Source organism: Psychromarinibacter sediminicola (assembly GCF_029168335.1).
Classification (GTDB): domain Bacteria; phylum Pseudomonadota; class Alphaproteobacteria; order Rhodobacterales; family Rhodobacteraceae; genus Psychromarinibacter; species Psychromarinibacter sediminicola.
The window spans coordinates 1-12,266 of record NZ_JARGYC010000009.1 but is presented as its reverse complement, the minus strand read 5'-3'; the positions used below and the strand labels follow the sequence as shown (position 1 = coordinate 12,266).

At 70.0% G+C, this 12,266-nt stretch carries 14 protein-coding genes; 4 read left to right on the top strand and 10 right to left on the bottom strand.

What is annotated here, in order from left to right; translation table 11 throughout:
* Positions 1 to 20: 20 nt before the first annotated feature.
* From P1J78_RS05060 to P1J78_RS05045, 4 genes are read right to left on the bottom strand one after another with little or no spacing between them, the layout of a single operon-like run.
* Positions 21 to 860 carry an ATP-binding protein gene (locus P1J78_RS05060; RefSeq protein ID WP_275566240.1) on the bottom strand — a complete coding sequence of 280 codons (840 nt, stop codon included), beginning with the start codon at positions 858 to 860 and terminating at the stop codon, positions 21 to 23.
* Positions 857 to 1,765 carry a twin-arginine translocase subunit TatC gene (gene tatC / locus P1J78_RS05055; RefSeq protein WP_275566239.1) on the bottom strand — a complete coding sequence of 303 codons (909 nt, stop codon included), beginning with the start codon at positions 1,763 to 1,765 and terminating at the stop codon, positions 857 to 859. Before tatC ends, P1J78_RS05060 begins: the two co-directional genes overlap by 4 nt.
* Entirely contained in the window at positions 1,762 to 2,400 is a 639-nt protein-coding gene (tatB, locus tag P1J78_RS05050) for a Sec-independent protein translocase protein TatB (RefSeq protein WP_275566238.1), read from the bottom strand. Before tatB ends, tatC begins: the two co-directional genes overlap by 4 nt.
* Before the next feature lie 35 nt (positions 2,401 to 2,435).
* Positions 2,436 to 2,654, bottom strand: a complete 219-nt coding sequence (locus P1J78_RS05045; RefSeq protein ID WP_275566237.1) for a twin-arginine translocase TatA/TatE family subunit — start codon at positions 2,652 to 2,654, stop codon at positions 2,436 to 2,438.
* A 232-nt stretch (positions 2,655 to 2,886) separates the two neighbouring features.
* On the opposite strand from P1J78_RS05045, the gene P1J78_RS05040 reads away from it, so the two are divergent.
* Positions 2,887 to 3,567 (top strand): helix-turn-helix transcriptional regulator, encoded by a 681-nt coding sequence (locus P1J78_RS05040; protein WP_275566236.1) that lies wholly within the window; start codon positions 2,887 to 2,889, stop codon positions 3,565 to 3,567.
* A 33-nt stretch (positions 3,568 to 3,600) separates the two neighbouring features.
* Here P1J78_RS05040 and P1J78_RS05035 read toward each other — a convergent pair whose 3' ends face one another.
* The 4 genes from P1J78_RS05035 to P1J78_RS05020 all read right to left on the bottom strand — a co-directional run bounded on the left by P1J78_RS05035 (position 3,601) and on the right by P1J78_RS05020 (position 6,284).
* Positions 3,601 to 3,795: a type II toxin-antitoxin system HicA family toxin gene (locus P1J78_RS05035; RefSeq protein ID WP_275566235.1), complete on the bottom strand. Its 195-nt coding sequence runs from the start codon at positions 3,793 to 3,795 to the stop codon at positions 3,601 to 3,603.
* A 4-nt stretch (positions 3,796 to 3,799) separates the two neighbouring features.
* Entirely contained in the window at positions 3,800 to 4,039 is a 240-nt protein-coding gene (locus P1J78_RS05030; protein WP_275566320.1) for a DUF1902 domain-containing protein, read from the bottom strand.
* 200 nt (positions 4,040 to 4,239) lie between these two features.
* Positions 4,240 to 5,310, bottom strand: coding sequence for an ABC transporter ATP-binding protein (locus P1J78_RS05025; protein WP_275566234.1), 1,071 nt, complete (start codon positions 5,308 to 5,310; stop codon positions 4,240 to 4,242).
* Positions 5,311 to 5,504: 194 nt separating this feature from the next.
* Positions 5,505 to 6,284, bottom strand: coding sequence for an SDR family oxidoreductase (locus P1J78_RS05020; RefSeq protein WP_275566233.1), 780 nt, complete (start codon positions 6,282 to 6,284; stop codon positions 5,505 to 5,507).
* A 365-nt stretch (positions 6,285 to 6,649) separates the two neighbouring features.
* On the opposite strand from P1J78_RS05020, the gene P1J78_RS05015 reads away from it, so the two are divergent.
* Together P1J78_RS05015 and P1J78_RS05010 are read left to right on the top strand one after the other, a co-directional pair.
* Complete coding sequence (locus tag P1J78_RS05015; protein WP_275566232.1) at positions 6,650 to 7,681, top strand: Hint domain-containing protein; 1,032 nt, start codon at positions 6,650 to 6,652, stop codon at positions 7,679 to 7,681.
* A 45-nt stretch (positions 7,682 to 7,726) separates the two neighbouring features.
* The gene (locus tag P1J78_RS05010) at positions 7,727 to 8,977 is read left to right on the top strand and encodes a 3-deoxy-D-manno-octulosonic acid transferase (protein WP_275566231.1); all 1,251 of its coding nucleotides are present in this window, start codon (positions 7,727 to 7,729) and stop codon (positions 8,975 to 8,977) included.
* A gap of 78 nt (positions 8,978 to 9,055) precedes the next feature.
* Here P1J78_RS05010 and rpoH read toward each other — a convergent pair whose 3' ends face one another.
* Positions 9,056 to 9,955, bottom strand: coding sequence for an RNA polymerase sigma factor RpoH (gene rpoH / locus P1J78_RS05005; RefSeq protein ID WP_275566230.1), 900 nt, complete (start codon positions 9,953 to 9,955; stop codon positions 9,056 to 9,058).
* Between the two features lie 424 nt (positions 9,956 to 10,379).
* Between rpoH and P1J78_RS05000 the strand changes: the two genes are divergently transcribed.
* Positions 10,380 to 11,057, top strand: a complete 678-nt coding sequence (locus P1J78_RS05000; RefSeq protein WP_275566229.1) for a DUF4386 domain-containing protein — start codon at positions 10,380 to 10,382, stop codon at positions 11,055 to 11,057.
* 29 nt (positions 11,058 to 11,086) lie between these two features.
* On the opposite strand, the gene P1J78_RS04995 is transcribed toward P1J78_RS05000, so the two are convergent.
* The gene (locus tag P1J78_RS04995; RefSeq protein ID WP_275566228.1) at positions 11,087 to 11,893 is read right to left on the bottom strand and encodes a class I SAM-dependent methyltransferase; all 807 of its coding nucleotides are present in this window, start codon (positions 11,891 to 11,893) and stop codon (positions 11,087 to 11,089) included.
* Positions 11,894 to 12,266: the final 373 nt, after the last annotated feature.

Genomic DNA, 12,266 nt, shown 5'->3' with positions numbered 1-12,266 from the left:
GCCGGCGGTGTCGGAGCGGCCTATAGCGCCACGCCCCGCCGCCCGGCGAGGTCGGTGAAGTACTGCCAGGCCACCCGCCCCGACCGCGCGCCGCGCGTCGCCTGCCACTCGATCGCCTCGGCGCGCATCTCGTCCTCGCCGATCTCGACCCCGTAGGCGTCGCAATAGCCGCGGATCATCGCGAGATACTCGTCCTGCGAACAGGGATGGAACCCCAGCCACAGCCCGAAACGATCCGACAGCGACACCTTCTCCTCGGTCGCCTCGCTGGGCGAGATCGCGGTGGAGCGCTCGTTCTCGATCATGTCGCGCGGCATCAGATGGCGCCGGTTCGAGGTGGCGTAGAACACCACGTTGTCGGGCCGCCCCTCGATCCCGCCATCCAGGACGGCCTTCAGCGACTTGTAGTGCTGGTCGTCATGCCCGAAGCTCAGGTCGTCGCAGAACAGCACGAACCGCGCCGCGGCGTCGCGCAGGATGGTCAGCAGCCGTCCGACGCTCGGCAAATCTTCGCGCTGCAGCTCCACGATCTTCAGCGGATGCCCCCGCGCCAGAACTTCGGCATGCACCGCCTTGACGAGGCTCGACTTGCCCATCCCGCGCGCGCCCCAGAGCAGCGCGTTGTTCGCCGGCAAGCCCCTGGCGAACTGCACCGTGTTCTCCAGCAGCGTGTCGCGCGCCCGCTCGATCCCGACCAGAAGCGGCAGGTCCACCCGGTTCACCTTCGGCACCGGCACCAGCCGGTCGGGATCCACATGCCAGACAAAGGCATCGGCGGCCGAGAAATCGGGCGTCGCCATCGGCGCCGGGCTGATCCGCTCCAGCGCCTCGGCGATCCGGCGCAGGCTGTCGTCGCTCACGACCGGTCCTCTCGCTCGGGGTCCTCCTCGTCGTCGTCGCCCATGCCGTAGAGGTCGTCGAGATCCTCGTCCTCGCCCAGCACGCCCTCTTCGCGCAGCTGTTCGACACGCTTGCGCTCCACCCGCTTCACCAGCTGGATCGACACCTCGTACAGCCCGTAGACCACCACGAACAGGATCACCTGGGTGATGACGTCCGGCGGCGTGACCAGCGCGGCCAGCACCAGGATGCCGACCATCGCGTACTTGCGCACAGAGCGCAGCCCGCTCGACGACACCAGCCCCGCCTTGCCCATCAGGGTCAGCAGGACCGGCAGCTGGAAACACAGCCCGAAGGCCACGATGAACTTGATCGTCAGGTTCAGGTATTCCTGCGCCGAACCCTGGAAGACCACCGACAGCCCCTGCGCCACGTCCTCGGTCGGCACCGCCTCGCCCTCGGCGCCGAACTGCTGGAAGCCCAGGAAGAAGTCGTAGGCAAGCGGCGTGACCACGTAGAAGGCGAACGCCGCGCCCGCCAGGAACATGAAGGGCGAGGCGACCAGGAACGGCAGGAAGGCGCCCTTTTCCGACCGGTACAGGCCCGGCGCCACGAAGCGCCACATCTGGTGGGCGATGACCGGGAAGGACAGCATGAAGCCGCCCAGCAGCGACACCTTCACCGCGACGAAGAAGCCTTCCTGCGGGCTGATGAAGATCAGGTCGCAGTCCTGCCCACGCGCCGCCAGCACCTGGCAGAGCGGCGCGGTCAGGAAGTTGAAGATCGGGGTGGCCACGGTGAAACAGATCACCATGCCCACGATGAAGCCCAGCACCGACCGGATCAGCCGGGTGCGCAGCTCGGCCAGGTGTTCGATCAGCGGAGCGGAGGAGGCCTCGATCTCGTCGTCGTCGGTGGCGCTCATTCGCTCTTGCTCCCGGCTGCGGGCGGGGCCGGCGCGTCAGCGGCCGGTGTCTTGGTCTTGGCGGCGGCGGACCGGCCCGGGGCGTCGCCGGGCGCCTCCTCGGGTTCCGGCCCGGGTTCTGGCTCGGGCGCCGTCTCGGCGGCATCGGCCGCAGCGGCGGCCGCGCGCCGTTCCTCGGCCTTCTTCGCCGCGCTCTCGCGGATCTTCCGGGCCTGCTCGGCGCGCTCCTCGGACAGCTTCTGCGTCTCCGGCCCCTTCTCGGCCTCCGCCTTCGGCTTGCCCGGCTCTCCGGCCGCCTCGGCCGCCTCGCCCGCCTTGTCCTTGGCAGCGTCCTTCGCCGCGTCCTTCTTGGACTTCCCCGGCTCCCACTTCTCGAACCGGTCGGCGGCCGAGTTCAGCTTGTCCAGCCCCATCGACTTGGCCGAGGTCGCCGACTTCAGGTCCTTGGCGACGTCGTTCATCCCCGCCTCGTCGGCGGCGTCGTTCATCGCGCGCTGGAACTCGCGCGCCATGTTCTTCATCTTGCCGGTAAAGCGGCCCAGGGTACGGAACATGCCCGGCAGGTCCTTTGGGCCCACCACGATCAGCGCCACGATGCCGATCAGAAGAAGTTCGGTCCAGCCGAGGTCAAGCATGTCAGGAATGTCCCGCCGTCAGGCGGACAAGGCGATCAGGCCTTGTCCTTTTCCTTTTCGTCCTCGGGCGTCACGTCGCGCGCGGCGGCGGTGCTGTCCTCCAGCTCCTCCTTGCTGTCGCTCACGCCCTTCTTGAAGGCGGTGATGCCCTTGCCGACCTCGCCCATCAGCGACGAGATCTTGCCGCGCCCGAAAAGCACCAGCACGACCACGGCGATCAGCAGCAGGCCGGGAAGTCCGATATTGTTCAGCATTGGGTCTCTCCTTGGCGGGCCCTCATCCCGTTCGGCCCGCTCCGCAAAACGTCTCCGGGTTTTAGGGAAATCCGCGGCCGCGGGAAAGCGTCAAACACGCGCAGGCCCGGTTTTGCAGGGTTTTTTCCGGCGGCGTCGGCGGGAAATTGACAGCCCCGGCGTCTCCTGTCAGGTTTTTGTCAGTTATGCGGGCCACCCCGGCCCCGACGATCCGCGAATCACCCCGGGACCGATGCGCCGCACCGACCGCCTCTACAGCCTGATCCAGACCCTGCGCGACGGCCGCTACCACAAGGCGGCGGAGCTCGCGGCCGATCAGGGCGTGTCCGAGCGCACGATCTGGCGCGACATGGAAACGCTGATGGCCTCGGGCGTGCCGGTGCAGGGCGAACGCGGCATCGGCTACCGGATGACCGCGCCCGTCACGCTGCCGCCGCTGAACCTGTCGCTGACCGAACTGGAGGCGCTGCATCTCGGCCTCGCGGCGGTGGCCGAGGGCGGCGACGACGAGCTGCGCGCCGCCGCGCGGCAGCTGTCGTCGAAGATCGACGCGGTCCTGCCCGAGGACCGCTCGACCGCGCCCACCGGCTGGGGCTTCGCCGTCTACCCGTTCGCCGACGCCGCCGCCGGCTTCCGCCACATGCCCCGCATCCGCGCCGCGATCCGCGCCCGCCAAAAGCTGCGCGTCGTCTACCACGACCCCGCGCCCGAGACCCGCACCATCCGGCCGCTGAAGCTCGACTACTGGGGCCGCGTCTGGACCGTGACCTGCTGGTGCGAAACGACCGCCGACTTCGCCACCCTGCGCATCGACCTGATCGAGACCTGCGACACCCTCCCCGCCCTTTTCGTCGAGGAACAGGGCAAGACCCTGATCGACTACCGCAACCGCACCGCCGCTTCTTCTCGTTGAAAATACGCCCCGGGGCGGCGGGGGGGCGCCGGCCTAGAACGCCTTCTTCAGGCCGGCCTGCTTCAGCGCCTCGTTCGCCGTGTGCCGGGACTTGCAGCCCTTGTCCACCGTGAACTTCCTGCCGTTCACGGGGCTTTCCCATATTTCGTGGTCGCCTCGCCCTTCGCGCACGAATGTGCAGCCGGCCTCCCGCAGGATCGCAACGAGGTCTTTGTAGAAACCGGCCAAGGTCTCAGAAACGGGGGTTCGGCACGCGGGCCATCTGTTCGGACATGATGTGCACCGGAATCTCCGGCAGTCCGCCGTCGCCGGCAAACCCGTTCAGCTCCAGCAGATCGGTAATTGCCGCAACCACCTTGTCCTTGAGCGCTTCGAGCGTGTCGGACTCGACCGCGAGCCCGTCCACGTCATGGCTCGTGGCGACCCAGACCTGGGCCTCGTCATCCCAATCCGCCCGCACGATGATGGACATCTTCTGCACCGCGTTCTCCACAGTTGCTTCGCTACGTATGAACCACCGAAATACGATGTCAACATCGCCGGACAAGGCCGGCCCGCCCCATCGTGCGCTTCGCCGGGGAGTCCGCCCGACGAAACCGCCCCCGCCCGATCCGGGCCCAACGCGCGTCCGGACGCACCCCTGTTACCGCTACCGCCAACGATCCCAGGGGCTTAGCCCCCCGTCCAACCTCGGACACCGCCCTCCGGATACACGAAACACCGGTCCCGCCGGATCGTCAGCCACATCGCCGTGCCCGGCTTCGGCAGGAACACGTTCGGCACCGTCGCCTTCAGGATCGACAGGTCGTGATCCATCCGGAACTCCACCAGGCTCTCCTTGCCCATGAACCGCGCCCGCTGCACCACGCCCCGCGCGGCCACGCCGTCCTTCGCCGTCGGCAGGGGCCCCCGCCCCTCGCGGTCGAAGTCGATCTTCAGATGCTGCGGCCGGATCACGATCTCCACCGCCGTCCCGTCCGGCACCCCCGGCGCCAGGAACTGCCCGAACGGCGTGTCCGTCAGCGCCCCATGCACCACCCCCGGGATCACGTTGATGTCCGAAAAGAACGCCGCCGCCGCCTTGTCCGCCGGTGCGTTGTAGACGTTGTAGGGCGCGCCGCGCTGCACCACCTGCCCGTCGCGCATCAGCGCGATCTCGTCGGCCATCCGCATCGCCTCTTCCGGCTCGTGCGTGACCAGCAGGACGGCCGCCCCCTCTTCCTTCAGGATCTCCAGCGTCTCGTCGCGGATGCCGTCGCGCAGCCGGTTGTCGAGGCCGGAAAACGGCTCGTCCATCAACATCACCTTGGGCCCCGGCGCCAGCGCCCGGGCCAGCGCCACCCGCTGCTGCTCGCCCCCCGACAGCTCGTGCGGATGCGCGTCGATATGGGCCGCCATGTCCACCCGGTCCAGAAGCTGCGCCACCCGCGCCCGCTTCTCGGCGCGCGATCCGCTCAGCCCGAAGGCCACGTTGTCGGCCACCGTCAGATGTGGAAACAGCGCGAAATCCTGGAACATCAGCCCGATCGACCGCCGCTCCGGCGGCACCCGGAAGACGGTGTCGCAGATCAGCTCGCCGTCCAGGTAGATCTCGCCCGAATCCTGCATGTCAACGCCCGCGATGCAGCGCAGCGTCGTCGACTTGCCGCAGCCCGACGGCCCCAGAAGACAGGTCACCTGCCCCGGCATCACCGCCAGCGACACGTCGTCCACCACCCGCCGGCCGGCATAGCTGCGGACCATGTTCCGGATGTCCAGCCGGGGCACGGGAGCGGTGGAGGCGGGGCCAGTCACGAGAAAGGGTGTCCGATCAATTCACTCGGTCATCGGCAGATAGCAACCGCCCCGCCCCGGGGCAAGCGGCCGGGGCGCCCAGAAGCCGCCGCGTGAAGAGAGCGCGCCGCACCCCGGAGCGGCGGGGCCGATGAACGCGCGCGCTAGATGGTGAAGTTGTTCATCCCGCCATCGAGCAGCACGTTCTGCCCCACCATGAACCCGGCGAACTGCGAGCACATGAAGGCGCAGGTCGCCCCGAACTCCTCGACCGTGCCGTACCGGCCCACGGGAATGGTCTTGAACTTCTCGGCACGCACCTCGTCCACGCCGATCCCGCGCTTCTCGGCGGCGCCGTTGTCCATCGTCTCCGTCCGGTTGGTCGCGTGCGAGCCGGGCAGGAGGTTGTTGATCGTCACGCCGGAATGCGCCACCTGCCGCGAGGTCCCCGCGACAAAGCCGGTCAGCCCGGTGCGCGCCGAGTTCGACAGGCCCAGCACCGCCATCGGCGCCTTCACCGACTGCGAGGTGATGTTGACGACGCGGCCCCAGCCGCGCTCCATCATGCCGGGCACCAGCGCCTGGATCAGCGCGATGGGCGTCAGCATGTTGGCGTCCAGCGCCGCGACGAAATCGTCGCGCGACCAGTCGGGCCACATGCCCGGCGGCGGCCCGCCCGCATTGGTGATCAGGATATCGACCTCGCCCGCGGCCTCCAGAACCTTGGCGCGGCCGGCCTCGCTGACGATATCGGCCGCCACCGCCGTGACCTCGACGCCGAAGTCGTCGCGGATCGCCTGCGCCGACGCTTCCAGCGCCTCGGCGCCGCGCGCGTTCATCACCAGGTTCACGCCGGCCTCGGCCAGCGCCCGGGCACAGCCCAGCCCCAGCCCCTTGGACGAGGCGCAGACCAGCGCCCGTTTTCCCTCGATCCCCAGATCCATCCCTGTCTCCCTTCGCGTGACTGCCGTGCAATGCGTTGCCGCATGGCTAGCACCCGCCCGCCGGAAGGAAAAGCGCACCGAATCCCCTGCCTTCCTCCACGGTCTCCACGGCCGTCCTCCGCGGGCTTCGCCGCATCGCGGCGTGTCGACCGGATCGGATCAATGCCGCCCTGCGCGGCAGACTGTCACGGGAGGGGAGACAAACCCGGCACAATACCGCATAACCGCCGCCATTCGTTGACGGATTCGGCACGCGCGCGGTACCGTCGACGGTGTCTATGGCGGTGGGGTGTGCGTCGCGACGGCTATGGGGGTAGCCGCCCGTCGGACAGCCATGCCGCGAAACATGGGACAGGCTGCCGATCATGAGTATGCAGGGGTTTTCGGGCCAGGTGCCCGCGCAGGGGCTTCCGGTGTTCCGGGCCGAGGATGTCGTCGTGTCGAACGGGGCCAATCTGGGCGACCCGATGGGGCATTCCGGCGAGGTCATCCTGGACGACATCTACAACCTGGCGCCCGCCGCGCGCCGCTGGCGGCTGAACCTCGACGTCACCGAGGGCGTGTCGCATTTCAAGGTCGCGGCCGGCAGCCAGATGGGCCGGCCGGGCGCGGTGCTGCACCTGGACTGCTGCGCCACCTTCATGGCGCCCGACGGCGCCATCGTCGAATGCCTGGTGCTGGTGGAGCTGGAGGCGGACAGCGCCCTGATCGCGGCCACCTACCTGTTGCCGCTGGCCGACCTGCGGCCGCGCACCGACTATGCGCTGGTGGCGATCGACACCGAGGCGACGCGCGCCAAGTTCGCGCATCTCGCCTGCGTCTCCTTCACCCGCGGCACGCATATCACCATGGCCGACGGCGCCCAGCGCCCGATCGAGGAACTGAGCCCCGGCGACATGGTCCTGACCCGCGACAACGGCCCGCAGCCGGTGCGCTGGATCGGCCAGCAGACCGTCCGCGCCACCGGCCGCTTCGCCCCCATCGTCATCGCGCCCGGCGCGCTGAACAACGCGGGCGAGCTGCGCCTGTCGCCGAACCAGCGCCTGTTCGTCTACCAGCGCGAGGACCGGCTGCAGGCCGGCCGCGCCGAGGTGGTGGTCAAGGCCGAATACCTGGTGAACGGCGACAGCGTCACGCGCTCGACCGGCGGCTTCGTCGACTATTTCCAGGTGCTGTTCGACAACCACGAGTTCCTGTTCGCCGAGGGCATCGCCACCGAGAGCCTGACCTTCGACACACGGACCTCGCCCGCGCTGCCGCGCGAGGTGCAGTCGAAGCTGGGCATCGCCGCCAGCGGCGCCCGGCGCAAGGGCGGGCCGCGCCCGGTCGAGCTGCCGCAGGGCACGCTCGACAGCGCCGTCGCCGCCGAGACGCTGCGCAAGGCCACCACGCTCTGACCCTTCGGCTGGCGAAGGCGCCGCCCCTGGCCTAGAAGGGCGGCGATGCGCGCCTATCGCCTATTCCTGGCCCTCGCGGCCCCGCTTGCCCTGCTCCGGCTGTGGCTCCGCCGCCTCCGCGGCCGGGACTCCGCCGCCGACCTCGCCCAGCGCCTCGGCCGCGGGTCCGGCACGCCCGGCGCGATCTGGCTGCACGGCGCCTCCAACGGCGAGCTCGCCTCGGCCCGGCCGCTGATCGCCGCGCTGCTGCACACGGTCCCCGACACGCCGCTGGTGGTCACCGCCAACACCGCCTCGGGCCGCGCCCTCGTCGCCGGCTGGGGCCTGCCGCGAGTGACCGCACGGCTCGCCCCGCTCGACACCCGCGCCGCGCTGCGCCGGTTCCGCCGGGCCTGGCGCCCGCGCCTGCTGATCGTGATGGAGAACGAGCTCTGGCCCAACCGGCTGGCGACCGCCCGCGAGCCCGTGGCCTGCATCGGCGCGCGCATGTCCGCGCGCAGCTTCCGCCGCTGGCACCGGTTCCCGCGCACCGCGGCGCGCCTGCTGCGCCACATCGCCTATCTAGCCCCGCAGGACGCCGAGTCGGCCCGCCACTTCGCCGCGCTCGGCCTGCCCGAGGACCGGCTCGGCCCCACCGGCACGCTGAAATCCGCGGTCGACCTGCCCGCGCCAGACCCGGAGACGCTGGCCGCCCTCGCCCGGACCCTGCCGCGCGAGACGACGATCCTCGCCGCCTCGACCCACGAGGGCGAGGAGGAGCAGGTGCTGCGCGCCTTCGCCCATGCCCATCGCCGGGATCCGGCCCGCCGCCTGATCCTGGCCCCGCGCCACCCGGCGCGCGGCGCCACCATCGCGTCCCTGATCGACAAGGCCGGCTTCGTCTTCGCCCGGCGCAGCGCCTGCGAAACGCCCGGCCCGGACACCGCCGTCTACCTCGCCGACACGCTGGGAGAGATGCCGCTGTGGTACGCGCTGGCCGGGGTCACCTTCGTCGGCGGCTCGCTGGTCCCCCGCGGCGGGCACACGCCGTTCGAGCCGGCCGCCGCCGGCTCCGCCATCCTGCACGGCCCCGACACGGCGAACTTCGCGGCCCCCTACGCCGCGCTCGATGCCGCCGGCGGCGCCATCGCCGTGGCCGACGCCGACGCCCTCGCCGGCGCGCTGCAGCGCCTGTCCACCGCCGCGGCGCAGGCGGATCAGGCGGACCGCGCCCGCGCGGCCCTGGCCCGGCGCGACGGCGGCACGGCGCTGATCTCCGAGATCACCGCGACGCTGCGCGACCTCCTGGACCGGTGACGGGGCGCCGCCCCGGCATGAAAAAGGCCGCCCGGCCCCACCGGACCGGACGGCCGCATCCTTCGGCGTCGCGGCGGCCTATTCCACCGGCGCCAGCACGCCCTTTTCCTTGGCCAGCTCCTGCATCCGCTTCTGCAGCTTCTCGAAGGCCCGCACCTCGATCTGGCGGATGCGCTCGCGGCTGACATCGTAGACGCCGGACAGTTCCTCCAGGGTCACCGGCTGATCCTGCAGCCGCCGCTGGGTCAGGATGTCCTGCTCGCGCTCGTTCAGCACGTCCAGCGCCTCGGCCAGAAGCTCGCGCCGCACGGTCAGCTCGTCCTGCGCCTCGTAGGCGCTGGCCTGGTCGGCCTCTTCGTCCTCCAGCCAGTCCATCCATTCGGTCGAACTGTCCTCGTCGCTGCCGACCATCGCGTTCAGCGAGGCGTCGCCCCCCGACAGACGCCGGTTCATCGAGATCACCTCGTCCTCGGTCACGCCCAGATCCTCGGCGATCTTGGCCACCTTCTCGGGGTGCAGGTCGCCCTCTTCCAGCGCGCCGATCCGGGCCTTGGCCTTGCGCAGGTTGAAGAACAGCTTCTTCTGCGCGCTGGTCGTGCCCAGCTTCACCAGCGACCACGACCGCAGGATGTATTCCTGGATCGCGGCGCGGATCCACCACATCGCATAGGTCGCCAGGCGGAACCCCTTCTCGGGATCGAACCGCTTGACGGCCTGCATCAGGCCCACATTGGCTTCCGAGATCACCTCGGCCTGCGGCAGACCGTAGCCGCGATAGCCCATGGCGATCTTGGCCGCCAGCCGCAGGTGGCTGGTGACCAGCTTGTGGGCGGCGCCGGTATCCTCGCGCTCGACCCAGGCCTTGGCCAGCATGTATTCCTCTTCCGGCTCCAGCATCGGAAACTTCCGGATTTCCTGGAGGTACCGGTTCAGCCCCTGTTCAGGCGACGGGGCCGGCAAAGTCGTGTAGTTGCTCATCGACATCCCTCTTGGACAGCCCGCATGTTGCGAGCCTTAACATTCATCTGGGGACAGATCCGCATCCATTCAAGATGCCATGTCTATGCCATGTCTCCCGTCGCTTGCTACGCAGGATGCGCGGATTTCCGTCGCACATCCATGCGTGTCATCGAATTTCACGCGCTTGTGCGCGCACGTGTGCGACGGGCCACAGGCAAGGCGTAGACCGCCGTTTTGCGCCCGTCTCGTTAAGGAACAGTAAATGCCCCGCTCTGTTCCGTCGATTGCCGCTGGGCGCACAGCCGGCCGCAGGTGCCGCACATCGGGAGTCGCGCGCACCCATGCAAATTCGCATACCGCATATCCGGCAACGGGGAATTCCCATTCGCCTGTGCATGGGTAATATCCCTGCCATCCCTGCCGCCCCGAAAGGATCGCCGCCATGCACGCCACCGCGTCCCCCCGCCCGCTCGCCCTGCCCGCCGGCCTTTTCTACCTTGCCGTCATCGCCGCCGGCCTGACCGCGGAATTCGCGATCCGCCAGCCGCTCCTGGTCGCCGGAGACCCGGCCGCCACCTTCGCCAATGTCGCCGCCGCGCTGCCGCGGATGCGGCTGGGCTTCGCGCTCGACACGCTGATGATCCTGGCCGATATCGGCCTCGCGGTACTGCTGTTCTTCCTGTTCCGGCCGGTCCAGCCGGTGCTGGCGACCTTCGCCATGGTGTTCCGCCTGATGCAGGCGGCCGTGCTGGCGGCGGGGCTGCTCCTGCACCTCGCGGCGATGCGCGTCGCGGCCGGACCGGCGAGCGACTGGGTCCTGGCCCTGATGGAGCTGCAGGCCGACGGCTACGACCTCGGGCTGATCTTCTTCGGCTTCAACTGCCTGGTGATGGCGGTGCTGCTGGCTCGGTCCGGCTTCGCGCCGCGCCTGCTCGCCGCGCTGGTGGGCGCGGCCGGCGTCGTCTACCTCGCCGGCAGCTTCGCCCGCTTCCTCGCGCCCGCGCTGCACGGCTATGTCCTGCCGGCCTACGCGGTGCCGATGCTGGCGGAGCTGTCCTTCGCGCTGTGGCTTCTGTGGTTTGCCAGGCGCGGGTCGCATCCGGCGCCCCAGGGCGCATGAGACCCGGCGGCCGGGCCCGGCCCGGCCGTTCAGCCCTTGCGGGCCACCAGCAGCATCGACACCAGCCGGCCCTCCTCCAGCGAGCGGACCACGTTGGCCAGGCGCTCGGCCATGTCGTCGCCCATCGCCGGGCCGGGACCGATGGCACCCTTGCTGTGCCCGCCCCCGGGATCCGCGCGCCCCTCTCCCATCCGGTCGCGGACGTCGCGGAATCCGGCCCGCCGCAGCGTCTCCAGCATCTCCTCCGGGCGCCCCAGGAAACTCACCTCGGGGGTCCGGGCCCAGGGCAGCGGGTAGATCGGCGCGCCGGCCGGCCCCTCGGCCACGTGGCTGATCGTGTAGATGCCGCCGGGGCGCAGGACGCGATGGGCCTCTGCCGCCATCGCCTCCTTGTCGGCCACGTTCATCGACACGTTCTGGCAGAGGACCACGTCGAACCGCGCGTCGGCCTGCGGCAGGTCGGTCACGCTGCCTTCGGTCACCGTGATGCGCCCGTCCAGCCCGGTGCGGCGGTTCAGCGTCCGCGCCACCGCGACGTAATCGGGCGTCAGGTCGACCCCCTCGACGGTGCAATCGTAGACGCTGGCGAGATAGCGGCTCGGCCCGCCGATGCCGCAGCCCGCATCGAGCACATGGGCGCCACGCGGTATGCCGGCAAGCTCGGCCTGGACGACCGTGGTGCCGAAGCCGCCGCCATGCAGGTGATCGAGCTCGCTCAGCGCCTCGACCGTCGGGCTGGCCGGATCGTGCCCGGCCGCCGCCAGGGCGGCGTCGATCCGGTCCAGCAGCCCGGACCGGGTGTAGTGGTCGATGACCCCTGATGCCTCGCGGGCCATGGCGCGCCTCCCCCTTTTCGCAGAGGTATACTAGCACGAAATCGCCGGCCCGGCCCGCCTTATCCGGCGCGGGCTGTCCCGTCCGGGAACCGCCCCGGACGGGCGCAGACGCCGCCGCACACTACACGACTCCACTTCCTCAGCTTTGCCAAATAGCGCCCCGGTCGAGCGGAACGCCGTGCAGCGCCGACCCGACGGGGCGCGGTCGAGCCTTACGATGCCGGAGACATGAGCAAGTATGCCGGACATCTGGCACCGTCCTCGCCAGAAGCGCCGCCCAGGGCGGGTCTCTCGGGCATTTCGTCTCGAAATGCCCTGCCGACAGGCGATTGCAAAGCAATCGCCGAGAGGCGGCGCTGCACGCCGTTCCGCC

Excerpts from the sequence above, each read along its gene's own strand:
- tatC (WP_275566239.1), bottom strand. The coding sequence starts at position 1,765 with ATGAGCGCCACCGACGACGACGAGATCGAGGCCTCCTCCGCTCCGCTG.
- tatB (WP_275566238.1), bottom strand. The coding sequence starts at position 2,400 with ATGCTTGACCTCGGCTGGACCGAACTTCTTCTGATCGGCATCGTGGCG.
- P1J78_RS05045 (WP_275566237.1), bottom strand. The coding sequence starts at position 2,654 with ATGCTGAACAATATCGGACTTCCCGGCCTGCTGCTGATCGCCGTGGTC.
- P1J78_RS05040 (WP_275566236.1), top strand. The coding sequence starts at position 2,887 with ATGCGCCGCACCGACCGCCTCTACAGCCTGATCCAGACCCTGCGCGAC.
- P1J78_RS05030 (WP_275566320.1), bottom strand. The coding sequence starts at position 4,039 with ATGTCCATCATCGTGCGGGCGGATTGGGATGACGAGGCCCAGGTCTGG.
- P1J78_RS05025 (WP_275566234.1), bottom strand. The coding sequence starts at position 5,310 with ATGGTCCGCAGCTATGCCGGCCGGCGGGTGGTGGACGACGTGTCGCTG.
- P1J78_RS05020 (WP_275566233.1), bottom strand. The coding sequence starts at position 6,284 with ATGGATCTGGGGATCGAGGGAAAACGGGCGCTGGTCTGCGCCTCGTCC.
- P1J78_RS05015 (WP_275566232.1), top strand. The coding sequence starts at position 6,650 with ATGAGTATGCAGGGGTTTTCGGGCCAGGTGCCCGCGCAGGGGCTTCCG.
- P1J78_RS05010 (WP_275566231.1), top strand. The coding sequence starts at position 7,727 with ATGCGCGCCTATCGCCTATTCCTGGCCCTCGCGGCCCCGCTTGCCCTG.
- rpoH (WP_275566230.1), bottom strand. The coding sequence starts at position 9,955 with ATGAGCAACTACACGACTTTGCCGGCCCCGTCGCCTGAACAGGGGCTG.
- P1J78_RS05000 (WP_275566229.1), top strand. The coding sequence starts at position 10,380 with ATGCACGCCACCGCGTCCCCCCGCCCGCTCGCCCTGCCCGCCGGCCTT.
- P1J78_RS04995 (WP_275566228.1), bottom strand. The coding sequence starts at position 11,893 with ATGGCCCGCGAGGCATCAGGGGTCATCGACCACTACACCCGGTCCGGG.